Source organism: Pseudomonas juntendi, assembly GCF_009932375.1.
GTDB classification, from domain to species: Bacteria; Pseudomonadota; Gammaproteobacteria; order Pseudomonadales; family Pseudomonadaceae; genus Aquipseudomonas; species Aquipseudomonas juntendi.
The window spans coordinates 1-21,336 of record NZ_BLJG01000067.1 but is presented as its reverse complement, the minus strand read 5'-3'; the positions used below and the strand labels follow the sequence as shown (position 1 = coordinate 21,336).

Below are 21,336 nucleotides of genomic sequence, written 5' to 3'. Positions count from 1 at the left end.
TGGTTACCAGTCCAGGGTCACCCGGAGGGTGTCGCGGTACAGCCCGGCTGGCAGCGCGCGCGGTTGCGCCACAACCACGCCATAGATGGGGATCGGTATCTGTTGCGTGCTGCTGATGGTGAAGGCCCGTGCCTGGCCAATGCCGTAGCGGCTGTTGCCGCCCGGGTCGAGTGCCAGTTGATAAGGAATCAGCTGGCTGCCGTTGCTGAGGCGGCGAATGCCGTCGTCGCCATGCATGCCACCATTGATGCGCACGTTGAATGCACGCACTTCGGGGGTGCAACTGATTTGCAGGCTGCCCTCGCCGCCTGCTTCATCCACCCGGCTACGCAGCGGCTGGTCCCAGTTCGGGCCCCGCTCGCCGAAGTCCAGCAAGCCCGGGTTGGCCAGGGTCGCCGGTTGCGCTTCGTTGCTGCTGATCTGGCAGGCGGCGCTGATCACCAGCCGCGCCTGAATGAAGCCAGTGGCGCTGCCATGCGCTGCACCGCCTGGTACCAGTAAAGGCCCCAGGGTCAACAGCAGGATCGAGGTGCGGTTCATGGCTGCGCGTCCTTGTGCATGGCAGCATCCTCACCAAGTGACCGTGACTTTCAACAGGTCGGCGTACAGGCCGGCTTTCGGCACCCAGGCCAGCGTGTCGATTCGCGCATACAGCGGCAATTCGGCCGAGCCGCTATCGGGCACCCGGGCCGCCTGCGCAACGTTCACTGGCAGTGGCTCGCGCCAGGCCGCGTCGCGATAGAGCCGATAAGGAATAGGCCGGCCCGGGGCGTCGTCGCTGGCCAGGTAACGCACGTCGCCAGTGCCGCCGTGCTGGCCGCCGTCGACCTGTACTTGATAAGGCGTGTCGGGGTTGCACTCAAGGCGCGGGGGGCGCTGGCTCAGCAACACCCCGGCCAGCGGTGCCGCCGGGCCATCCAGCCGCGGCGCAGCACCCAGGTCGATTCGCCCAGCAGCCTGCGCGCCCGCGTCGCGGGCCTGGGTGACCAGAATGCAGCCGCGCTGCACCAGTACCCGCACCTCCACCAGGAAGTCTGCCGCTGCCCCAGCGTTGCTCAGTAACAGGCCAAACAACCCGGCCAGTAAGCGCTCCTTCACCTTGTTGTCCTTATCGCTCTATGCTCAGTTGAGCCTAGCAGCAAGGCACGGCGCCAAAAGCTGCAACCGACCGTTTTTTGGTATTAGCAACAAAGCGATAGCGTTCGATGAAAAAAAACCTGCAAGGGGCAGAACCCATCGTGATTCACAGACCTCAAATGGCCAGAAGCCGGCGAATGGGCCGATATTCTGATAAGGTGTACCTCCATCATCCTGCCTCAAACTCGTGCGGCAAGCATGGACCGACAAGACAGGAGCTTTCAATTGATGACTGCAGATAGCACGCTCGCCCAAGCCGTGGAGCGTTGCGCTCAGGAACCGATCCAGGTGCCCGGCAGCGTCCAGCCCCACGGTTTCCTGCTGGTCGTCGACGAAGCCGACTTGCGGGTACTCCAGGCCAGTGAAAACGTCGAACAGTGGCTGGGCAAGCCGGCCATGGAGCTTATCGGTTGCCATTTCGCCGAGCTGGTCAGTGGCGGGTTCGACTTGCGCATGCACCTTTCGCGGTTACCCGAAGACGAAGTATTCCCCTTTCACATTGGTGATGTGCACCTGTGCGAAGGGGCACCGCACACCGCCGCCTTGCACCTGCTGGCCCACCGTCACGATCAGGTGCTGATCGCCGAACTCGAACCACCGCGGCTGCCGTCCGACCTCACCGGGCAAGGCGATTACTACCCGCTGGTGCGCAACTTCGTCAGCACCCTGCACCTGGCCGGCAGCCTTGAAGAGCTGCTGCAGCAAACGGTGGTTCAACTCAAGCGCATCACCGGTTTTGGCCGGATCAAGGCTTACCGCTTCGATGCAGAAGGCAATGGCCAGGTTCTGGCAGAGGTCGCCGACCCGGGCTACCCAAGCTACCTGGGGTTGTGCTTTCCGGCCTCGGACATCCCGCGCCAGGCGCGCGAACTGTACCGGGTCAACCGTATCCGTGTGATCGAGGACGCCAACTACCAGCCTTCGCCGCTGCTGCCGGCAGCCAACCCGCGTACCGGCAAGGCGCTGGACATGAGCTTTGCGACACTGCGCAGCGTTTCACCGGTGCACCTGCAATACATGCGCAACATGGGTACCCTGGCGTCGATGTCCCTGTCGATCGTGGCCGATGGCGAGTTGTGGGGGCTGATCTCTTGCCACCATCAGCAACCCAGGCCTGTAGATTTGCGTACGCGCACCGCCTGCGAGCTACTGGCCAGCGTGCTGTCGTTGCAGGTCGAATCCCGCGAGTCACATGCCAGCACCAGCAAGGTCCTGGAACTGCGCCAGCACATTGTCCGCATGATTTCGTCCATGGCCGACCATGACAGCGTCAGCGATGGCCTGCGCGAGGTGCCCGAAGTCCTGTTGGCCTTTGCCGACGCCCAGGGCGCCGCGGTGATCTCGGCAGAGCGCTGCCACCTGTTCGGCCAGACGCCACCCACCGCCCAGGTCACGGCGCTGGTGCACTGGCTGAGCCAACGTGGCGACGAACATGTATTTTGCACCGACAACGTGCGCCGCGACATCGACGAGTTGCCCGAGCTGGCAGACCATGCCGGTGGCGTTCTGGCCGTCGCGATTTCGCAGATCCATTCGCACTACCTGCTGTGGTTCCGCCCCGAACAGGTACGCACGGTGAATTGGGCAGGCCAGCCGACCAAGCAGGTGGGGCCGCAGGGCAACCTCGACCCGCGGCACAGTTTCGAGCGCTGGCAGGAGCGACTGCATGGCTACTGCGCACCTTGGGAGCCACTGGTGGTCGAGGGCGTACAGGAGCTGCGCACCGCAGTGCTTGGCATTGTGCTGCGCAAGGCCGAAGAGTTGGCACAGCTGGCCGGTGAACTGCGCCGTTCCAACAAGGAACTCGAGGCGTTTTCGTACAGCGTTTCCCACGACCTGCGCGCGCCGCTGCGGCACATTGCCGGCTATACCGAGCTGCTCGGCGAAATCGAGGGCGCAGGGTTGAGCGAGCGTGGCCAGCGCTTCCTGCAGCACATCGGTGAAGCCGCCAATTTCGCCGGCAGCCTGGTGGACAACCTGCTCAACTTCTCGCAAATGGGCCGCTCTGCCCTGCGCATGTCCGATGTCGACCTGAACGCCCTGGTCGAGGCTATCCGCAGCGAACTGGCGCCCGATTACCAAGGCCGCGAGATCATCTGGGACATCGCGCCACTGCCGAAGGTGATCGGGGACCCGGCATTCATCAACCTGGCATTGCACAACCTGATCGCCAATGCCATCAAGTACACCCGCGGTCGTGAGCCCGCGCGCATTTCGATCAGCGCCGAGCAACACCCGGACGAAACCGAAATCTGTATCCGCGATAACGGCGTGGGCTTCGACATGGCCTACGCCAACAAGCTTTTCGGGGTATTCCAGCGCCTGCACCGCATGGAAGAGTTCGAAGGCACAGGGATTGGCCTGGCAAGCGTGCGCCGTATCATCGAGCGCCATGATGGCCGTGTCTGGGCCGAGGGCCAGATCGACCATGGCGCCAGTTTCCACTTTTCTCTACCGCGCCAACCCGCGACTACCCGAGGCACCTGAACAATCATGCTCAAACCCATCCTGCTGGTCGAAGACAATCCACGAGACCTGGAGTTGACGCTTTTGGCTCTGGAGCGTAGCCAGTTGGCCAACGAGGTCATCGTCCTGCGCGACGGTGCCGAGGCGCTGGACTACCTGTTGCGCCGCAACGCCTATGCCGATCGTGATGACGGCAACCCTGCTGTAATGCTGCTGGACCTGAAGCTACCCAAAGTCGACGGCCTGGAGGTGCTCAAGGAAGTGCGCGCCACTGCCGAGCTGCGTAGTATCCCCACGGTCATGCTGACCTCGTCCCGCGAAGAGCCCGACCTGCTGCGCGCCTACGAGCTAGGGGTGAACGCGTATGTGGTCAAACCCGTGGAATTCAAGGAATTCGTCGCCGCCATTTCCGACCTGGGCATCTTCTGGGCCGTACTGAATGAACCACCACCTGGCTCGCTGCGGCTGAACCGTCGCGGTAGCAATTGAGGCCGCCGCAACGATGCCGCAAACGCCGTTGAAACTACTGATGGTCGAAGACAGCTCGATGGACGCCGAGCTGACCTTGATGCGCCTGGAGCGCAGCGGGCTGCATGTGCAATCGCATCTGGTATTCGACCATACGGGGGTCGAGCATGCCCTGAAGCAGGACCACTACGACCTGATCCTTTGCGACTGCGTGCTGCCGGGCTCGTCCGGCACCGAGGTGCTGGCCATCGCCCAGCGCCTGGCTGCCGACACCCCGTTCATTTTTCTCTCCGGGATCTACGGCGAAGAGCATGCCGTGGAAATGATCCGCCTGGGCGCTACCGACTATGTGCTGAAGAAGAACCTGCCGCTACTGCCCAAGGCGGTACGCCGGGCAATGACCGAAGTGCAGGAGCGCCAGCGCCGGCGCCGCGCCGAGGAGGCACTGGTCGATGTCGAGGCGCGGGCGCGCATCGCCATCGACGCCGCGGGCATGGGCACCTGGGACCTGCGCCCGCAAGATGGCTCGTTGATATGGGACGAGCGCTGCAAGACCCTGTTCGGCCTGCCCGCCAGCATGGAAATGACCATGCAGGTGTTCTACGACGGCATCTACCCAGACGACCTTGCGCTGGTGCGCAATGCTGTCGAATACGCCATGCTGCCCGAAAGCGGTGGCCAATACCGGGTGGAATTTCGCACTGCCCAACCCAGTGGCCAGGAGCCGCGCTGGTTGCTCAGCAGTGGCCAGAGCCAGTTCGTGAACGGCCAGTGCGTGCGCTTTTCCGGCGTGCTGCAAGACATCAACACCCAGCGCCTGGCCACCCAGGCACTGCGCCAGCTCAACGAGATGCTGGGCGAGCGGGTGGAACGCCGTACCCGTGAACGCGACCGCGCCTGGGAGCTGTCACAGGATCTGCTGGCAGTGCTGAACAAGGACCTCACCCCGGTGGCGCTGAACCCCGCCTGGGAAGCCAGCCTGGGCTTTTCCCGCGAGCGCCTGAGCCAGTCGTCGCTGTTGCACCTGTTGCCCGACAGCGATCAGGAACTGCTGTTGACCGAACTGGCCGCGCTCGCGCACGGCCGTACCAGCGTGCGTTTCGTTGGCCGCATCCTTCACGCCAGTGGCCAGCAACGCTGGCTGTCGTGGGTCGTGGTCCCCGAAGACACCCTGCTTTACGTGGTCGCCCGGGACATCACCAGCGAGCGCGAAACCGCGCTGGGCCTGGCCGAAGCCAATGCCCGCCTGCGCGAGCAGATCGATGAGCGCGAGCGCATCGAGGCCGCCTTGCAGCAGATGCAACGCCTGGAAGCGGTCGGCCAGCTGACTGCCGGCGTGGCGCACGACTTCAACAACCTGCTGACCGTGATCCTCACCGGTGCCAGTTTCCTTGAGCGCGATCTGACCCGGGGCGACCTGGACAAAGCCCGGTCGCGCCTCAAGCATGTTCGCGAAGCGGGTGAGCGCGGTGCCAAGTTGACCTCGCAATTGCTCGCCTTCTCCCGTCGCCAGCGCCTGGAACCGGTACCGCTGAACCTCAACCGCACCCTGGCGGGCCTTGAGGAACTATTACGCCGCACCTTGGGCGGCAATATCTCGGTGCGCCTGGACCTGGACCCAAGCCTGTGGCAGGCGCTGACCGACCCGACCCAGACTGAAATGATCATTCTCAACCTGGCCATCAATGCCCGCGATGCCATGCCCGATGGCGGCCAGTTGATCCTGGCGACCCACAACACCTGCATCGACACCCCCCCACAGCGCCCGGAAGACCCTGAGCGAGGCGAATACGTGATGCTGAGCATTCGCGACACCGGGTGCGGCATGAGCGAAGAGGTGGTGGCCAAGGTGTTCGAGCCGTTCTTCACCACCAAGGATATCGGCAAGGGTTCAGGGCTTGGGCTGGCCCAGGTCTTTGGTTTCGCCAAACAGTCCGGTGGTGGTGTGCGCATCGACACCAAGCCAGGGCGTGGTACCGAGGTGGCGGTATACCTGCCAGCAGTGAAAGACCGCGCGGTCAGTGAACCGGCAGCTGCCGTGCTCAGCCTTTCGATCAACGATAGCGGCCGTAACCGGACCGTACTGCTGGTGGACGATGACCACCTGGTACGTGACATGCTCGGCGATGTACTGCGCCAGTACGGCTACCAGGTGCGCCAGGCGCACAGCGGCGAACAGGCACTGGCGTTGCTGGATGACGAGATCGACTTGCTGCTGACCGATTTCGCCATGCCGGAATTCAACGGTGGGCAACTGGCCTTGGCGGCCCGCGAGCGGCGCCCGCACCTGCCGGTGGTGTTTCTTACCGGCTATGCGGAGTTGCAAGGGTTGGAATTGCCGGGCAGCCTGGTGATGCAGAAACCGGTGCAAGCCGATGAACTGGCGCGGGTGCTCAACGAGATGCTGGGCGGCCTGGCAGTGCGCCAGGGCTGACCAATGGCTGGGCCGCTTTGCGGCCCTGGGCCAACGCAACGCTGCGGCCACAGTGGGTGTGGCATTTCGCACGCGCAGAAACGACAAAACCCGACGCTCATCAGAATAAGCACCGGGCAAGTTACGTTTGGAACTGGGAAATGGCAGGGGCGGCTGGATTCGAACCAACGCATGGCAGGATCAAAACCTGCTGCCTTACCGCTTGGCGACGCCCCTGTATCGGATGCAGCGTGAGCTGCTCTGACAATTCCAAGTGAGTGACAACTGCGTGTTGTCTTGGAATGCGCGGCACTTTAACAACAAAGTTTCGGTCTGTGAACCCCCTGATGAAAAAAAATTGCCAAAAAACAGCGGCTTAGTCATTTCTGCCGCCGCCGCCTACCATCCGTCGTTTTCTTCTCGCTTCGCTTCAACACATTCGCGTTCCTCCCTTCAAATCAGATAACCCATCTGCATTGACCAAGGAGGAACCCATGCCTGTCTCTCACGACCTTTACCAGGACCTGCACTACCCACGCGAGATCGTTCAACAACGTCGCCAGGCCGACAAGGCACTGGATCGCTTGCTGGATGAGTACGTCGATATCGACAACCAGGTACTGGCCGCCGAGGCCATCTCGGCAGGCAATTTCGTCGACGAGGACCTGCGCCACCTGAAAGAGCGCCGCCTGGCGGTGAAGTACATGATCGAGCGCCAGCTGGAACGCAAGGCATAGCCCAGCGACAGCCGTGGCGGCGGCACCTATCGCGAGAAGTGATGATTGCCGCGCAATTTCTCTATTGGTCAAAATCGCCGCCCTCGGGCAAGCTGCACACTGCCCCGTCAATGCCCAAGGAGCTGTGCTTTTGCCTGCCTGGATCCCTACCCCGCTGCGCCAACTTGGCCAACGCCTGCGCGGCGCTGCCGCGCATCAGAGCGAACTGCTCGCCTGGTTCGAAGACAAGGCGCACAGCCGCGGTTATCAGCTCAGCGATGGCCAGCGCCGGGTGATCCACTGCATGGCCAGGCAATTGGCACAATTGGAGCAAGGCCAGCCGCGTAGCCTGTACCTGTACGGCTCGGTCGGCCGGGGCAAAAGCTGGCTGCTCGACGGCTTCTATCAGGCCGTACCGGTCGAAGCCAAGAAGCGCCTGCACTTTCATGATTTTTTTGCCCGCCTGCACCAAGGCATGCATCGCCACCGGGCGCTGGACGACGCACTGGGCGCGACCCTGGACGAGCTGATAGGCGATTGCCGGGTGCTGTGTTTCGATGAATTCCATGTACATGACATTGGCGATGCCATGCTGCTCACCCGGCTGTTCAATGCCTTGTTCAGCCGCGGGGTGTTTTTGCTGGTGACGTCCAACTACGCGCCTGAGGGGCTGCTGCCCAACCCCCTGTACCATGAGCGTTTCCTGCCAGTGATCCGCCTGATCAACAGCTCGATGGAGGTCCTGGAAATCGGTGGCGATACCGACTTTCGCAGCCTGCCGGCCAACCGCGAGCAGCAGCGGTTCACCCAGGGGCATTATGTATGGCCCGGCACTGCCGCGCAGCGCCAGGCGTTGCAGGTACCCGCGCCACGGCCAGTGCAGCTGGACGTGAACAAGCGCCCACTGCGCGCCCTTGCGGTGGAGGGCCGGCGCGTGGTGCTCGGCTTCGACGACCTGTGCGAAAAGGCCACGGCGGTGATCGACTACCTGGTGCTGGCCGAGCAGTACGACGAATGGGTCATCGATGGGCTGGAGGACCTGGCGGACTGCTCCCTGGCGGCGCAACAACGTTTCGTCAACCTGGTGGATGTGCTGTACGACCAGGACAGGCAGGTGACGGTGATCGGCAAACGACCGTTGGAACAAAGCCTGGGTGGGCCGCTTGCCGACCTGATGCGCACCCGCAGCCGCCTGGGGCAACTGCAGGTGGTCGGGCCTCAGGGCTAAACCGCCCTGGGCAAGTCAGCCAGCAGCGCCTCGATCTCTCCCAGCACTGCCGGGTCGTCCAAGGTCGAAGGCGGGACGTAGTCCTGCCCATCGGCAATCTTGCGCAACACCGCCCGCAGGATCTTCCCGGAGCGGGTCTTGGGCAGGCGCTTCACCAGCCGCACTCGGTTGAAGCACGCCAACGGGCCTATTTCCTCGCGCACGCAGCCCACCAGGTCGACCAGCAACTGCGCCTCGGCAATGCCCTCGCCGTCCTTGAGCACCACCAGCGCCAACGGCACCTGGCCCTTTATTTCGTCATGCACGCCAATCACCGCGCACTCGGCCACCGCCGGGTGGCGCGCCACCAGGTCTTCCATTTCCCCCGTGGAAAGCCGATGCCCGGATACGTTGATCACATCATCGGTGCGCCCCATGATGTAAACGAAGCCATCATCGTCCAGGTAGCCGCCATCGCCCGTGTGGTAGTAGCCAGGGTAGCTGTGCAGATAGGCCTGCAGGTAACGTGCGTGGTCGCCCCACAGCGTCTGGCTGCAACCGGGCGGCAATGGCAGGGCGATCACGATCGAGCCCTGCTGGTGGGGGCCCAGCAGGCGCCCTTCGTCGTCCAGCACACGTACGTGATAGCCGGGCACGGCGCGGTTGCTCGAACCCGGCCGTGCCGCGCTGCCCTCCAGCCCCACGCAGGGCGCAGTGACTGGCCAGCCGGTTTCGGTCTGCCACCAATGGTCGTGCACAGGCTTGCCACTCACCTGCTCCAGCCATTGATGGGTGCTCGAATCGAGCTTTTCACCCGCCAGGAACACATGGCGCAGCGAGCTGAGGTCATGGTTGCGTACCCGCTCGCCCTGCGGGTCCTCCTTGCGAATGGCACGCATGGCCGTGGGCGCACAGAACAGCGCATTGACCCGATACTGCTCGACCACCCGCCAGTAGGCAGCGGCGTCTGGCGTGCGAATCGGCTTGCCCTCGTAGAATATCGTGGTGCAGCCGCTCATCAACGGCCCGTAGACGATCAGCGAGTGCCCCACCACCCAGCCCACATCGGAAATGCCCCACCACACATCACCGGCTTGCATGCCGTAGATATGGCGCATGGCGTAACACAGTGCCACCGCGTTGCCGCCGTTTTCGCGGACGATGCCCTTGGGTTTGCCCGTGGTGCCCGAGGTGTACATGATGTACAGCGGGTCACCGGCATCCAGCGCCACCGGCTCAACCGGCTTGGCAGTTTGCACCGCCACCTGCCAATCCAGGTCGCGCCCTGGCAGCAGATCGGCCTTCATCTGCGGCCGCTGCAGCACCAGCACCGAGCGCGGCTGGTGCCTGGCCAGTTGCAGCGCACGGTCGACCAGTGGCTTGTAGGGGATCACCTTGTCGAACTCCAGCCCGCAGGAAGCCGTCAGCAGCAGCGCCGGCCGCGCGTCATCGATGCGCAGGGCCAGCTCGTTGGCGGCGAAGCCTCCGAATACCACCGAGTGCACCGCCCCAATCCGCGCACAGGCCAGCATGGCCATGGCCGCCTGCGGCACCATGGGCATGTAGATGATCACGCCGTCGCCTTTGTTAACGCCCAGTTCACGCAGCAAGCCGGCCAGGCGCGCCACCTCGTCGCGTAACTGCAGGTAGGTGTAGGTTTGCTGCACGCCAGTCACCGGCGAATCGTAGATCAGCGCCAATTGCTCGCCGCGGCCCTGCTCGATCTGGTGATCGAGGGCCAGGTAGCAGCTATTGAGCCGGCCATCGGCGAACCAGCGGTGAGTGCCATCGGCGTTCTCTTGCAAGACCTGGGCAGGTTTTTGATACCAGGCCAGGTGAGCGGCCTGTTTCGCCCAGAAAGCGGCAGGGTCGGAGATGGACTGGGCGTAGCTGTGCTGGTAGCTCATATCGAAAGGAACCCGATTTTGTTGTTATTGAAGGGCGAACCTGAAGTATGGACTGCACCGCCCGCCTCGCCAGGCCACTAAAGTCACAACCGACCTGCAAATTTGCATAACGCGCCAATGCGCCCTATTTCGGTGCAAAACCCCTAGAATAGGCCCCCCTCAAGCCACCGAGCAGCCCATGGATATCGAACAGGCCCGTACCTTTCTGGAGATCGTGCGCTGCGGCAGCCTGGTCGCTGCCGCCGAGCGCCTGTTCGTTTCGCAAACGGCGATCACCGCCCGGGTGCAGCGCCTTGAACAGCAGTTGGGTTGCCAGTTGTTCGTGCGCAGCCGCAGTGGCGCCAGCTTGACCTGCGATGGCGAAGCTTTCGTCAGTTATGCCAACCAGTTGGTGCAGACCTGGGAGGCGGCGCGCCGTGACCTGCCGCTGCCCGAGGGCTGCCAGCAGGTGCTGCATGTAGGCGGTGAAGTGAGCCTGGGCAACCCGATGATGCTCGATTGGGTCAGCGCCCTGCATCGCGAACTGCCCAGCCACGCGATCCGCAGCGAGGTCAGCGACGGCGAGGCGCTGCTGCGCAAGGTCGAGATGGGCCTGCTGGACGCTGCGCTGGTCTACCAGCCAACCTATGGCCCGGGTTTGCAGGTCGAGCAGTTGATGGAAGAAAAGCTGATCCGCGTGCGCCGGGTCGATCGGCCCGAGCCGTATATCTACATCGACTGGGGCCAGGCCTTCCGCCGCCAGCATGACGCGGCCTTGCCCGACTGCGCGCGCCCGGCGCTGAGCTTCAACCTCGGCCCACTGGCGCTGCAGTTCATTCTCGACCAAGGCGGTAGCGGCTACTTCCGCACACGGGTGGTCCAGGCCTACCTCGACAGTGGGGTTTTCGAGCGAGTCCCGCACGCGCCGGAATTCACCTACCCAACCTATCTGGTCTACCCGCGCAAACGCGACAGCGAAGCCCTGCAACAGGCGTTCAGCGTGCTGCGCCGGCTGGTGGCCGCCGGCGCAAGCGACTGGTCACAACGCTGGGACCCTGTTCTCTGAAACCTGTTGGGCCTTGCTGAGCAACTGGCGCTTGAGGCCGGCGATCAGATCGGTCTGGGTGATCACCCCCACCAGGCGCCCATCGTCGAGCACCGGCAGGCAATGCAGGCCTTGTTCGCACAGCAGCGGCAGCAGGCGCTCCAGCGGGTGCTGGCTGCTGACGCTGACCACTGGATGCATCATCACCTGGGCCAGGCGCACGGGCGGGCGGCCAAACAGTCCGCGCCAGGTGAAACGGCCACGCTGCATGGCCGGGCCAACCAGATCGCTGAGGCTGACAATGCCCACCAGTTTGCCGTGCTGCAGCACCGGCAGTGTTTTCAGATGATGGCTGGCCAGCATGGCCCAGGCCTGCTCCAACGTCGTGTCGGGGCTGGCGAATTGCACATCGCGAGACATCACTGACGCCGCGGTGATGCCGCCCAGGCTGCGCTGCAATGCATGCTGCTCGGTGGCCAGGATAATGCGCTCCAGTTCGTCCCGGGTGACGTCCACGAACTCGCCCAGCTCTTCGAGGGCATGGTCCAGGTCTTCGCTGCGCACGCCAACGCGCTCGGTAGGCAGTGGGTCATGGGTATGGTGCAGGTCCTTGCGGATTACCGCGCCTTTGGGGTAGCGCACGCCCGTCAGGCGGTTGTAGAGCACTGCCACCGTTACCAGGATCAGTGCATTGAGCAACACCGGTTGCAACAGGTGGTCGCCCAGGGCGGTCAGGCCCGGGTCGGCCAGTACCGCACTCACGGCCACCCCGCCACCCGGGGGGTGCAGGCAGCGCAGCAGGCACATGACCAGGATCGAGATCCCCAGCGCCACGGCGGCTACCCACAACTCGGGGCCGAACCCCTGGCGCATGGCCAGGCCAACAGCGCCTGCCAGGGCGTAACTGCCCAGCACCGGCCAAGGCTGGGCCAACGGGCCGGAGTGCACCGCGAACACCAGCACCGCCGACGCGGCCAACGGGCCCAGCAAGTGCAGGGCGATACCCGGGCCGTAGGCCATGCTGGTCAGCCAGCCGGCGAGGAACAAGCCAAGCAGTGCGCCAATACCGGCACGCAACCATTCTTTGGGGGGGATATTCAGGGCGGGCGGCAATAGCCGCAGCAGACGACTTTCGGAACGCGAGGCAGGCATTTGAACTATCGGGGTCGTGTTTTTTTCGGTTTGAAAAGAAAGCCCAGGGCAGCTGCCTGGGCCTGGTATTGCGCAGGCAATATCACAAGGGGCTCCGTCCATGGAGAGATGGAAACCGCACGGTTTCGTGAGGGCATTGTGCCGAGCGCGGCGCGATTGGGCCAATTCAAAAAAATGCGCCTGTACTGCAATTTTTTTGCAGTGCCTATCGGCAAAGCAGGCCGCCGCAGCCGCAGGCGCGGCTCGGGACCACTAGGCCTTGCGCGGCAGGTTCAGGCTCACCCGCAGCCCGCCCAACGGGCTTTGCTGCAACGCCAACTGCCCTCCCCAGGCCTCCACGATGTCACGCACGATGCCCAAGCCCAGGCCGTGCCCGTCCACCTGCTCGTCCAGCCGCGACCCGCGCCCCAGCACCTGCTGGCGCTGCCCCTCGGGAATGCCCGGCCCATCATCATCGACCCACAGCCGATACCCTTCGGCATCCGCCTCGGCCCCCAGGCGCACTTCGCTGTCAGCCCATTTGCAGGCGTTGTCCAGCAGGTTGCCCAGCAGCTCCAGAACGTCTTCCCGGTCCCATGGCAGTGACAGCCCGGGCGGCACATCACTGGCCAGCAGCAAACCTTCGCCATGGATCATGCCCAGGGTTTCGAGCAGGCCGGGCAACTCGGCATCGCAATCGAACTGCGCGCCTGGCAGGGCGTCGCCGGCCAGGCGCGCCCGGTTCAACTCACGGGCCAGGCGTTGCTGGATCTGCTCCAGTTGCTCACGCATCTGCGCGCTGACTTGCGGCAAATCCTTGAGGCGCTCGCTCGACGCCAGGCTGAGCAGCACCGCCAGCGGTGTTTTCAGCGCATGGCCAAGGTTGCCCAGGGCATTTCGGGAACGGCGCAGGCTGTCTTCGGTGTGGCTGAGCAAATGGTTGATCTGCCCCACCAACGGGGCCAGCTCGCTGGGGACTTCGGCATCCAGTTGCGAACGCTGCCCCTGCTGCAGCTGGGCGATCTGCTGGCGTGCCCGCTCCAGCGGCCGCAACGAGCGGGTGACGGTAATGCGCTGCAGCACCAGCACCAGAATCAACGCCACCAGGCCCATGCCCAGGCCGATCTGTTGCAGGCGCCGGAACCCCTGGCGTACCGGGGAATAGTCCTGGGCCACGCTGATGGAAATATCCTGCCCCAGGCGCCGGTAGTCGGCACGCAGTGCTAACAGGTGCTGCCCTTCCGGCCGCAGCTCATGGCTGTCGGAAAGCCCTGGGGCCGCCGGTTTGGGCATATCCAGATCCCACAATGAACGAGAACGCCAGGTGCCCTGGTCGAAGTCGATACGGAAGTAGTAGCCGGAAAACGGCCGCTGGTAAGCCGCCGAGATACGCCGCTCGTCCAGCTGCAGGCCGGACGGCCCCCGCACCAGGGCCACCAGCAGGTTCTCGCTTTCCTTGCGCAGGCCGTTTTCCAGGTAGCGTTGCAGGCCGGCTTCGAACAACCACAGGGTCAGTTGTGCCAGCACCACGCCTACCACCACCAGCACAGCGACCAGGCCCAGGCTCAAGCGCGCCTGGATCGACTTCACTCGGCGCTCCCGGCGTAGATGTAACCTTGCCCACGACGGGTTTCGATCACGCTGCGCCCCAGCTTGCGGCGCAAGTGATTGACGTGCACCTCCAATACATTGGAGTCACGCTCGGTTTCACCGTCGTACAGGTGTTCGGCCAAGTGGCTTTTGGACAGGATCTGCTGCGGGTGCAGCATGAAGTAGCGCAGCAAGCGAAACTCGGCAGCGGTCAGCTGGATATCTACACCGTCGCGGCTCACGCATTGGCGGCCTTCATCCAGGTGCAAGCCGGCCGCTTCCAGCCTGGGCTGGTTGGCCAGGCCGCGGGCACGGCGCAACAGCGCCTGTATGCGCAACTGCAACTCCTCGGGGTGAAACGGCTTGCTCAGGTAGTCATCGGCCCATGCCTTCAACCCTTCGATACGCTCGGCCCAAGAGCCGCGCGCGGTCAGGATCAGCACCGGCGTGGCCAACGCAGCGGCACGCCACTGGGCGAGCACCTCCAGGCCCGGCATGCCCGGCAAGCCGAGGTCGAGGATGATCAGGTCATAAGGCTCGCTCTGGCCCTGGTACACCGCGTCACGGCCATCGGCCAGCCAGTCCACGGCATAGCCCTGGCGTTGCAAGCCGGCAATCAGCTCATCGGCCAGCGGTACGTTGTCCTCGACAAGCAACAGGCGCATTCAGTCGTCTTCCTCATCTTTGAGCAGGGCGCCGGTGCTGGCGTCAAGCTTGATTTCGCGAACCACGCCAGCAGGCGTCAGCAGCTCGACCTCATATTCGTAGCGATCATCGTCCTCTTCCAGCTCGGCTTCCAGCAAACGCGCCCCGGGGTAACGCCCCAGGGCGGTTTCCAGCAACTGTTCGAGTGGCAGGATGACGCCCTTTTGCCGCAGTTTAAGGGCTTCATCCTGGTCGAGGTCGCGGGCGGCTGCCAGCGAGCACACGGCCAGCAGCGCCAGCGCCAGGTAGCGCGCTGGCCGTGGTAAGCGACGCATCAGTTGTCTCGCTCGTCCTTCACCACTTCACCGGTCTTGGCGTCCAGTGCCACGTCCCATTCCACGTTCTGGGTATCGCGCAGCTCGACTTTGTAGATGTAACGGCCGTACTCGTCTTCCAGCTCGGAATCGGTAACGGTGGCGCCGGGGTGCTTGGCCATGGCAGTGGCCTTGAGTTCGTCCAGCGACTTGATTGTCTTGGTGTTTACCAGTTTGACCACTTCGTCGGGCTGCACATCCTTGGCGAAAGCGGCATTGGTGCCCAGGGCAAGGGCGGCGGCGGTGAACAGGGCAGTCAAGGTTTTCATCGTGCTTCTCTCCTGAGAGCTGTACAAGTTGTCTACGGGGTTAAGATTACCCGGCGGTCCTTAATTCAACCTGAAAGCAACGGGCGGCATGATAGCGCAGCCTGCGGGGCCGTGTGATGTTCCACCGCGCCGTTGCATCGGCACGCAGTATTCGCTTCACCGAACCTTATAATCACCGGCTCGATACCCAGGAGATCCGTCATGAGCGCCATCCACATCAAATACCCTGCGCTCACGTTCAAGGCGGGCCAACGTGCCCTGCAGCACATCCGCGAGCGTGGGCTACAGGCGGCCGATGTGGGTGTGCTGCCAGGCGCAGCGGGCGGGCCGAAGCCACTCGGCATCCAAGGCCTGGACCTGGCCCTGTTCGGTGAGTGGCTACCGTCGGCACCGCGCCAACGCGCGCTGATCGGCGCCTCGATCGGCGCCTGGCGGTTCGCCAGTGCCTGCCTGCAAGACCCGGTGGCCGGCATCCGCCGGCTTGGCGAACTGTATACCGAGCAAGACTTCGCCAAAGGGGTAACACCGGCCGAAATCAGCCGCAGTTGCGCAACAATGCTCGATGACCTGCTGCAGGGCCGCGACGCCCAGTTGCTGGCCAACACGCACTATCGCCTGAACATCCTGGTGGTGAAAAGCCATGGTCAGCTCGCCCACGACCAGCGTGCCCGCCTGGGCCTCGGCCTGGGCTCGGTGGTCGCCAGCAATCTATTGGGCCGGGCACGCCTGGCGCGCCACTTCGAGCGCATCATCCTGCATGACGGGCGTAGCGCGCCGCCGCTCGATGCCTTGACCGACTTCCCTTCGCGCTACCTGCCGCTGGACCTGGCCAACCTGCGCCAGGCCCTGCTCGCCTCGGGCTCGATCCCGATGGTCATGCAGGGGGTGAAGGATATTCCTGGGGCGGGCGCCGGTACTTACCGCGACGGCGGCTTGCTCGATTACCACCTCGACCTGCCTTACCACGGCGACGACCTGGTGCTGTACCCGCACTTCACCGACAAGGTCATACCCGGCTGGTTCGACAAGGCGCTGCCCTGGCGCAAGGGCGATGCCAGGCGACTGCAGAACGTGTTGCTGATGACGCCCTCACCGCACTATCTGGCCGCCCTGCCCTTCGGCAAGTTGCCAGACCGCAACGACTTCAAGCGTTTCATGGGCGATGCCGCGGGGCGCAAACGCTATTGGTACAAGGCCATTGCCGAAAGCCAGCGGCTGGGCGACGAATTGCTGGAACTGATCGCCACCGGGCGGCTGCATGAACGCCTGCAAGCCTTGTAGCGGTCATGCTGTTAAACTGCGCGCATTATTGATTCACTCAGAGTTCTGACAGCGTGGAAATCTTCAAGGAATTTACATTCGAATCGGCCCACCGGCTGCCCCACGTGCCTGCCGGGCACAAATGCGGCCGCCTGCACGGCCACTCGTTCAAGGTCGGCCTGCACCTGACCGGCCCGCTGGACCCGCACACCGGCTGGATCCGTGACTTCGCCGAGGTGAAGGCCATTTTCAAGCCGATCTACGAGCAGCTCGACCACAATTACCTGAACGACATCCCCGGCCTGGAAAACCCCACCAGCGAGGTAATCGCCAAGTGGATCTGGGATCAGGTCAAGCCGCTGCTGCCGGAGCTGTCCAAAGTCCGCATCCACGAGACCTGCACCAGCGGGTGCGAATACTACGGCGACTGAAACACCGCCAGGGTCAGGCGGCCCCTATGCTCAGCACCTGCAAATGCAGGTAGCCTGCTTCACCTTGCACCTCGCTGAGGTAGGGAAAGCCGTCCTCGACCAGCCGCCTGACCGTCTTGCCACGCAGGCTGACCAGGCTCACGTCGCTGACCGCATCGCCTTCGGCAAGCTGCTCTGGCGCCAGGCCATCGAGGCGCCAGAGCATGGTGCCGGCAGCCAGGGCGTCATGGCCAACTGCCTGCGCGGCCGAGTACAGGGCCAGATAGCCGTTGCGGCTGACATCCAGGCGGTGACCGCGCCGCCGCCAGTGCGGATGGCTGTCTTCGTCACCCACGGCGCGGATCTCGAAGTCGTACTCACCATCGGTCTCGTAGCAGCCGAACCAAAACAGCGTGCGGAATTTGCGCCGTGAGATCACATACGCCGGTGCCACCGTGTCGGTGTAATGGTCTTCACCGGCGTGCAGCCAGCCACCACTGGTAAAGGGCGAATCGCCATTACCTGTGTCACCGATGGGCACGCCTTGAACCTGCCCTTGCGTGCTCAAGCGTGGCTGCCAGTACAGCCTGGCAATGAAGCTTTTCTGAGGTTGGAATTGGTAGTGGGACATGCCGTCGAGCCCTCTTCACTGGCGGAAAAGGAAGACAGTAGTGAGTGCTGTTGCCCGCTTGCAGCCGGAACCCGCTCCCAGGCCATGCAAACAAGGCGTGAACGCGGCGAAGGCGCTGATGCCAGCGCTTAGCCCAGCGAGCTGGCGAGAAACGCAGGGGCGATGTAACGCTGGTAGTGCGCTTCGGACAAAAGGAAGAATTCGCGGTCGATGGCATCGCGCAACTGCGGCAGTTCCCAGTCGCGAAATTCCGGCAGCAGTACCATGCCGTAGGCTTCCAGATCACGGATCATCCGCGCACCGCGGGCGATCAGCTGGTAGGCCCAGCAATATTCCGACTGCTGGTCGACGAAGCGGATGGAGCGCTGCTCCAGTTGCTGGCGCAACAGGCTTTTGTCGAACACCTCGAGCTTGGCCATCATGACCTGCACCAGCAACTGCTCAAGGCGCAGCCACACAGCGCGCTTTTGCGCGTCATCGTAGCCGTTCCAGTGGATCACTTCGTGGTGGAAGCGCTTGCAGCCGCGGCAAACCGTATCCCCATACACCGTGGAGCACAGGCCGACGCAAGGGGTCTTGATGGAGTTGTTGGACATGAAAAACAACAGCATGGCGGTGGAACACGCGCCCATGTTAGCCCTTTGTCTAACCAGGGTCACTCGTTAAAGTGATGTTCTGCGCCTTACCTTCGGGCTTTTTTTGCCGTAGAATCATCCCGCCTTTTCACAGGCAACAATGTCCGTAGGAAGCTGTTTTCAAAGCGTCACGAGCACAGTTGATCCGGTAGAACGGCGTTGGCCCGGGCCATGCATCCCTCGCATGCCCGCGCCAGCCCTCATCAGCACCCCGTTCTGCAGGCGTAAAACTTTGAAAGCAGCTTCCGTAAGGATTCTTTGCGACCCTGGCCGGGCGGCTCAAAAAGCCGTGGCGGCGCATGGGTGCATTGAATGCTGGATGAGCGTCCCGGACCCCCTTTAGGGACCACTGATGAGGGAAATAACTGTGCTTGAAGCCTACCGCAAACACATCGAAGAGCGCGCCGCCCTGGGCATCGTGCCCCAGCCGCTGAACGCCGAACAAACCGCAGGCCTGGTCGAGCTGCTGAAAAACCCGCCGGCCGGCGAAGAAGCCTTCCTCGTAGAACTGATCACCCACCGTGTACCGCCAGGGGTCGACGAAGCTGCCTATGTCAAGGCTGCTTTCCTCTCTGCCGTCGCCAAGGGCGAAACCCAATCGCCGCTGATCGACCGCAAGCACGCCACCGAACTGCTGGGCACCATGCAGGGCGGCTACAACATCGAAACGCTGGTCGCGCTGCTGGATGACGCCGAACTGGGCGCCGTCGCGGCCGAACAGCTCAAGCACACCTTGCTGATGTTCGATGCCTTCCACGATGTGGCCGAAAAAGCCAAGGCTGGCAACGCCAATGCCAAGGCCGTGCTGGAATCCTGGGCTGCCGGCGAGTGGTTCACCTCGCGCCCGGCCATCGCCGACAAGTACACCCTGAGCGTGTTCAAGGTGCCTGGCGAGACCAACACCGACGACCTGTCCCCTGCACCCGATGCCTGGTCGCGCCCTGACATCCCGCTGCACGCCCTGGCCATGCTGAAAATGGCCCGTGACGGCATCGAGCCGCAGCAGCCGGGTTCGGTAGGCCCACTCGCCCAGATCGAAGCGGTCAAGGCCCAAGGCTACCCGGTTGCCTATGTCGGTGACGTGGTCGGTACCGGTTCCTCGCGTAAATCCGCCACCAACTCGGTGCTGTGGTTCTTCGGCGACGACATCCCGTACGTGCCGAACAAGCGCGCCGGTGGTTTCTGCTTCGGCACCAAGATCGCCCCGATCTTCTACAACACCATGGAAGACGCCGGCGCCCTGCCGATCGAGTTCGACTGCACCAACCTGGCCATGGGCGACGTCATCGACGTCTACCCGTTCAAAGGTGAAGTGCGCCGCCATGGCAGCGACGAGCTGGTCACCACCTTCGCCCTGAAAACCGAAGTGCTGCTGGATGAAGTGCGCGCTGGCGGCCGTATCCCGCTGATCGTCGGCCGAGGCCTGACCGAAAAAGCCCGTGCCGAACTGGGCCAAGGCCCATCCGAGCTGTTCAAGAAGCCGGAGCAGCCAGCCGACAGCGGCAAGGGCTTCACCCTGGCCCAGAAAATGGTCGGCCGTGCGTGTGGCCTGCCTGAAGGCCAGGGCGTGCGCCCAGGTGCCTACTGCGAACCGAAGATGACCACCGTCGGCTCCCAGGACACCACCGGCCCGATGACCCGTGACGAGCTGAAAGACCTGGCTTGCCTGGGCTTCTCCGCTGACCTGGTGATGCAGTCGTTCTGCCACACCGCGGCTTATCCGAAGCCGATCGACGTCACCACCCACCACACCCTGCCAGACTTCATCCGCACCCGTGGCGGCGTGTCGCTGCGCCCAGGCGACGGCATCATCCACAGCTGGCTGAACCGCATGCTGATGCCCGACACCGTGGGTACTGGCGGCGACTCGCACACCCGCTTCCCGATCGGCATCTCGTTCCCGGCCGGTTCCGGCCTGGTTGCGTTCGCCGCGGCCACCGGCGTCATGCCGCTGGACATGCCAGAGTCGATCCTGGTGCGCTTCAAGGGCAAGCTGCAGCCTGGCATCACCCTGCGTGACCTGGTCCATGCCATCCCTTACTACGCCATCAAGCAAGGTCTGCTGACCGTCGAGAAAAAAGGCAAGAAAAACGCCTTCTCCGGCCGCATCCTGGAAATTGAAGGCCTGGACGAACTGACTGTCGAACAAGCCTTCGAGCTGTCCGACGCTTCGGCCGAGCGCTCGGCTGCCGGCTGCACCATCAAGCTGCCGGAAAAGGCCATCGCCGAGTACCTGAAGTCCAACATCACCCTGCTGCGCTGGATGATCGGCGAAGGTTACGGCGACGCCCGTACCCTCGAGCGCCGCGCCCAGGCCATGGAAGCCTGGCTGGCCAAGCCTGAGCTGCTGTCGGCCGACGCCGATGCCGAGTACGCCGAAATCATCGAGATCGACCTGGCCGACGTCAAAGAGCCTGTGCTCTGCGCGCCGAACGACCCAGACGACGCGCGCCTGCTGTCCTCGGTTCAGGGCGAGAAAATCGACGAAGTGTTCATCGGTTCGTGCATGACCAACATCGGCCACTTCCGCGCTGCCGGCAAGCTGCTGGAGAAGGTCAAGGGCGGTATTCCGACCCGTCTGTGGCTGGCCCCGCCAACCAAGATGGACGCACACCAGCTGACCGAAGAAGGCTACTACGGCATCTACGGCAAGGCCGGTGCACGCATGGAAATGCCAGGCTGCTCGCTGTGCATGGGTAACCAGGCACGTGTGCAGACCGGTTCGACCGTGGTCTCCACCTCGACCCGTAACTTCCCGAACCGCCTGGGCGACGCCACCAACGTGTACCTGGCGTCGGCCGAGCTGGCTGCCGTGGCTTCGATCATCGGCAAGCTGCCGACCGTCGAAGAGTACATGCAGTACGCCAAAGACATCGACAGCATGGCTGCCGACGTCTACCGCTACCTGAGCTTCGACCAGATCGCCGAGTTCCGCGAAGCGGCTGCCAACGCCAAGATCCCGGTGGTACAGGCGTAAGCTGAGCGGCAAGTTGTAAGCTGCAAGCTACAAGAAGAAGCCCTGGCAGAAATGCCGGGGCTTTTTTGTTGTGCGC

At 63.5% G+C, this 21,336-nt stretch carries 19 protein-coding genes and 1 tRNA gene; 9 read left to right on the top strand and 11 right to left on the bottom strand.

What is annotated here, in order from left to right; translation table 11 throughout:
• Positions 1-3 precede the first annotated feature (3 nt).
• Both GYA94_RS09790 and GYA94_RS09785 read right to left on the bottom strand, forming a co-directional pair.
• Positions 4-540 carry a Csu type fimbrial protein gene (locus GYA94_RS09790; RefSeq protein ID WP_054913375.1) on the bottom strand — a complete coding sequence of 179 codons (537 nt, stop codon included), beginning with the start codon at positions 538-540 and terminating at the stop codon, positions 4-6.
• 30 nt (positions 541-570) lie between these two features.
• Complete coding sequence (locus GYA94_RS09785) at positions 571-1,098, bottom strand: Csu type fimbrial protein (protein ID WP_110677759.1); 528 nt, start codon at positions 1,096-1,098, stop codon at positions 571-573.
• A gap of 267 nt (positions 1,099-1,365) precedes the next feature.
• Here GYA94_RS09785 and GYA94_RS09780 point away from each other — a divergent pair, with 267 nt between their 5' ends.
• From GYA94_RS09780 to GYA94_RS09770, 3 genes are read left to right on the top strand one after another with little or no spacing between them, the layout of a single operon-like run.
• The gene (locus GYA94_RS09780) at positions 1,366-3,624 is read left to right on the top strand and encodes an ATP-binding protein (protein ID WP_161892215.1); all 2,259 of its coding nucleotides are present in this window, start codon (positions 1,366-1,368) and stop codon (positions 3,622-3,624) included.
• Between the two features lie 6 nt (positions 3,625-3,630).
• Positions 3,631-4,092, top strand: coding sequence for a response regulator (locus GYA94_RS09775; protein ID WP_009685925.1), 462 nt, complete (start codon positions 3,631-3,633; stop codon positions 4,090-4,092).
• 13 nt (positions 4,093-4,105) lie between these two features.
• The gene (locus GYA94_RS09770) at positions 4,106-6,505 is read left to right on the top strand and encodes a response regulator (protein ID WP_161892214.1); all 2,400 of its coding nucleotides are present in this window, start codon (positions 4,106-4,108) and stop codon (positions 6,503-6,505) included.
• A 141-nt stretch (positions 6,506-6,646) separates the two neighbouring features.
• On the opposite strand, the gene GYA94_RS09765 is transcribed toward GYA94_RS09770, so the two are convergent.
• Positions 6,647-6,721, bottom strand: a tRNA-Gln gene (locus GYA94_RS09765).
• 257 nt (positions 6,722-6,978) lie between these two features.
• Here GYA94_RS09765 and GYA94_RS09760 point away from each other — a divergent pair.
• Together GYA94_RS09760 and zapE are read left to right on the top strand one after the other, a co-directional pair.
• Positions 6,979-7,221, top strand: a complete 243-nt coding sequence (locus tag GYA94_RS09760; RefSeq protein WP_009685928.1) for a DUF465 domain-containing protein — start codon at positions 6,979-6,981, stop codon at positions 7,219-7,221.
• 130 nt (positions 7,222-7,351) lie between these two features.
• Positions 7,352-8,428: a cell division protein ZapE gene (zapE, locus tag GYA94_RS09755; RefSeq protein ID WP_161892213.1), complete on the top strand. Its 1,077-nt coding sequence runs from the start codon at positions 7,352-7,354 to the stop codon at positions 8,426-8,428.
• On the opposite strand, the gene GYA94_RS09750 is transcribed toward zapE, so the two are convergent.
• Positions 8,425-10,314 carry a propionyl-CoA synthetase gene (locus tag GYA94_RS09750; RefSeq protein ID WP_161892212.1) on the bottom strand — a complete coding sequence of 630 codons (1,890 nt, stop codon included), beginning with the start codon at positions 10,312-10,314 and terminating at the stop codon, positions 8,425-8,427. The genes zapE and GYA94_RS09750 overlap by 4 nt on opposite strands.
• Positions 10,315-10,492: 178 nt before the next feature.
• Between GYA94_RS09750 and GYA94_RS09745 the strand changes: the two genes are divergently transcribed.
• Complete coding sequence (locus tag GYA94_RS09745) at positions 10,493-11,359, top strand: LysR family transcriptional regulator (protein ID WP_009685932.1); 867 nt, start codon at positions 10,493-10,495, stop codon at positions 11,357-11,359.
• Here the strand turns inward: GYA94_RS09745 and GYA94_RS09740 are convergent.
• From GYA94_RS09740 to GYA94_RS09720, 5 genes are all read right to left on the bottom strand, one after another.
• A complete protein-coding gene (locus tag GYA94_RS09740; protein ID WP_161892211.1) occupies positions 11,333-12,490 on the bottom strand; it encodes an HPP family protein in 1,158 nt (385 codons plus the stop codon). The genes GYA94_RS09745 and GYA94_RS09740 overlap by 27 nt on opposite strands.
• Before the next feature lie 252 nt (positions 12,491-12,742).
• Entirely contained in the window at positions 12,743-14,059 is a 1,317-nt protein-coding gene (locus GYA94_RS09735; RefSeq protein WP_009685935.1) for an ATP-binding protein, read from the bottom strand.
• A complete protein-coding gene (locus GYA94_RS09730; protein ID WP_161892210.1) occupies positions 14,056-14,724 on the bottom strand; it encodes a response regulator transcription factor in 669 nt (222 codons plus the stop codon). Before GYA94_RS09730 ends, GYA94_RS09735 begins: the two co-directional genes overlap by 4 nt.
• Positions 14,725-15,039 carry a PepSY domain-containing protein gene (locus tag GYA94_RS09725; RefSeq protein ID WP_009685937.1) on the bottom strand — a complete coding sequence of 105 codons (315 nt, stop codon included), beginning with the start codon at positions 15,037-15,039 and terminating at the stop codon, positions 14,725-14,727.
• Entirely contained in the window at positions 15,039-15,347 is a 309-nt protein-coding gene (locus tag GYA94_RS09720) for a PepSY domain-containing protein (protein ID WP_161892209.1), read from the bottom strand. Before GYA94_RS09720 ends, GYA94_RS09725 begins: the two co-directional genes overlap by 1 nt.
• Positions 15,348-15,548: 201 nt before the next feature.
• Between GYA94_RS09720 and GYA94_RS09715 the strand changes: the two genes are divergently transcribed.
• Positions 15,549-16,628, top strand: a complete 1,080-nt coding sequence (locus GYA94_RS09715) for a patatin-like phospholipase domain-containing protein (protein ID WP_161892208.1) — start codon at positions 15,549-15,551, stop codon at positions 16,626-16,628.
• A gap of 53 nt (positions 16,629-16,681) precedes the next feature.
• Positions 16,682-17,038 carry a 6-carboxytetrahydropterin synthase QueD gene (gene queD, locus GYA94_RS09710; protein WP_009685940.1) on the top strand — a complete coding sequence of 119 codons (357 nt, stop codon included), beginning with the start codon at positions 16,682-16,684 and terminating at the stop codon, positions 17,036-17,038.
• Positions 17,039-17,051: 13 nt separating this feature from the next.
• Here queD and GYA94_RS09705 read toward each other — a convergent pair whose 3' ends face one another.
• Both GYA94_RS09705 and GYA94_RS09700 read right to left on the bottom strand, forming a co-directional pair.
• Positions 17,052-17,648, bottom strand: a complete 597-nt coding sequence (locus GYA94_RS09705) for a hypothetical protein (protein WP_161892207.1) — start codon at positions 17,646-17,648, stop codon at positions 17,052-17,054.
• 128 nt (positions 17,649-17,776) lie between these two features.
• Positions 17,777-18,244 carry a DUF1289 domain-containing protein gene (locus tag GYA94_RS09700; protein WP_161892253.1) on the bottom strand — a complete coding sequence of 156 codons (468 nt, stop codon included), beginning with the start codon at positions 18,242-18,244 and terminating at the stop codon, positions 17,777-17,779.
• Between the two features lie 406 nt (positions 18,245-18,650).
• On the opposite strand from GYA94_RS09700, the gene acnB reads away from it, so the two are divergent.
• Entirely contained in the window at positions 18,651-21,260 is a 2,610-nt protein-coding gene (acnB, locus tag GYA94_RS09695) for a bifunctional aconitate hydratase 2/2-methylisocitrate dehydratase (RefSeq protein WP_029888008.1), read from the top strand.
• The last annotated feature ends 76 nt before the right edge of the window (positions 21,261-21,336 follow it).

Bases quoted from the DNA above. Each gene is read 5' to 3' on its own strand.
- GYA94_RS09775 (WP_009685925.1), top strand. From the start codon at position 3,631: ATGCTCAAACCCATCCTGCTGGTCGAAGACAATCCACGAGACCTGGAG.
- GYA94_RS09700 (WP_161892253.1), bottom strand. From the start codon at position 18,244: ATGTCCAACAACTCCATCAAGACCCCTTGCGTCGGCCTGTGCTCCACG.
- GYA94_RS09770 (WP_161892214.1), top strand. From the start codon at position 4,106: ATGCCGCAAACGCCGTTGAAACTACTGATGGTCGAAGACAGCTCGATG.
- GYA94_RS09750 (WP_161892212.1), bottom strand. From the start codon at position 10,314: ATGAGCTACCAGCACAGCTACGCCCAGTCCATCTCCGACCCTGCCGCT.
- GYA94_RS09745 (WP_009685932.1), top strand. From the start codon at position 10,493: ATGGATATCGAACAGGCCCGTACCTTTCTGGAGATCGTGCGCTGCGGC.
- GYA94_RS09715 (WP_161892208.1), top strand. From the start codon at position 15,549: ATGAGCGCCATCCACATCAAATACCCTGCGCTCACGTTCAAGGCGGGC.
- GYA94_RS09740 (WP_161892211.1), bottom strand. From the start codon at position 12,490: ATGCCTGCCTCGCGTTCCGAAAGTCGTCTGCTGCGGCTATTGCCGCCC.
- GYA94_RS09705 (WP_161892207.1), bottom strand. From the start codon at position 17,648: ATGTCCCACTACCAATTCCAACCTCAGAAAAGCTTCATTGCCAGGCTG.
- GYA94_RS09790 (WP_054913375.1), bottom strand. From the start codon at position 540: ATGAACCGCACCTCGATCCTGCTGTTGACCCTGGGGCCTTTACTGGTA.
- GYA94_RS09780 (WP_161892215.1), top strand. From the start codon at position 1,366: ATGACTGCAGATAGCACGCTCGCCCAAGCCGTGGAGCGTTGCGCTCAG.
- GYA94_RS09720 (WP_161892209.1), bottom strand. From the start codon at position 15,347: ATGAAAACCTTGACTGCCCTGTTCACCGCCGCCGCCCTTGCCCTGGGC.
- GYA94_RS09760 (WP_009685928.1), top strand. From the start codon at position 6,979: ATGCCTGTCTCTCACGACCTTTACCAGGACCTGCACTACCCACGCGAG.
- GYA94_RS09725 (WP_009685937.1), bottom strand. From the start codon at position 15,039: ATGCGTCGCTTACCACGGCCAGCGCGCTACCTGGCGCTGGCGCTGCTG.
- GYA94_RS09730 (WP_161892210.1), bottom strand. From the start codon at position 14,724: ATGCGCCTGTTGCTTGTCGAGGACAACGTACCGCTGGCCGATGAGCTG.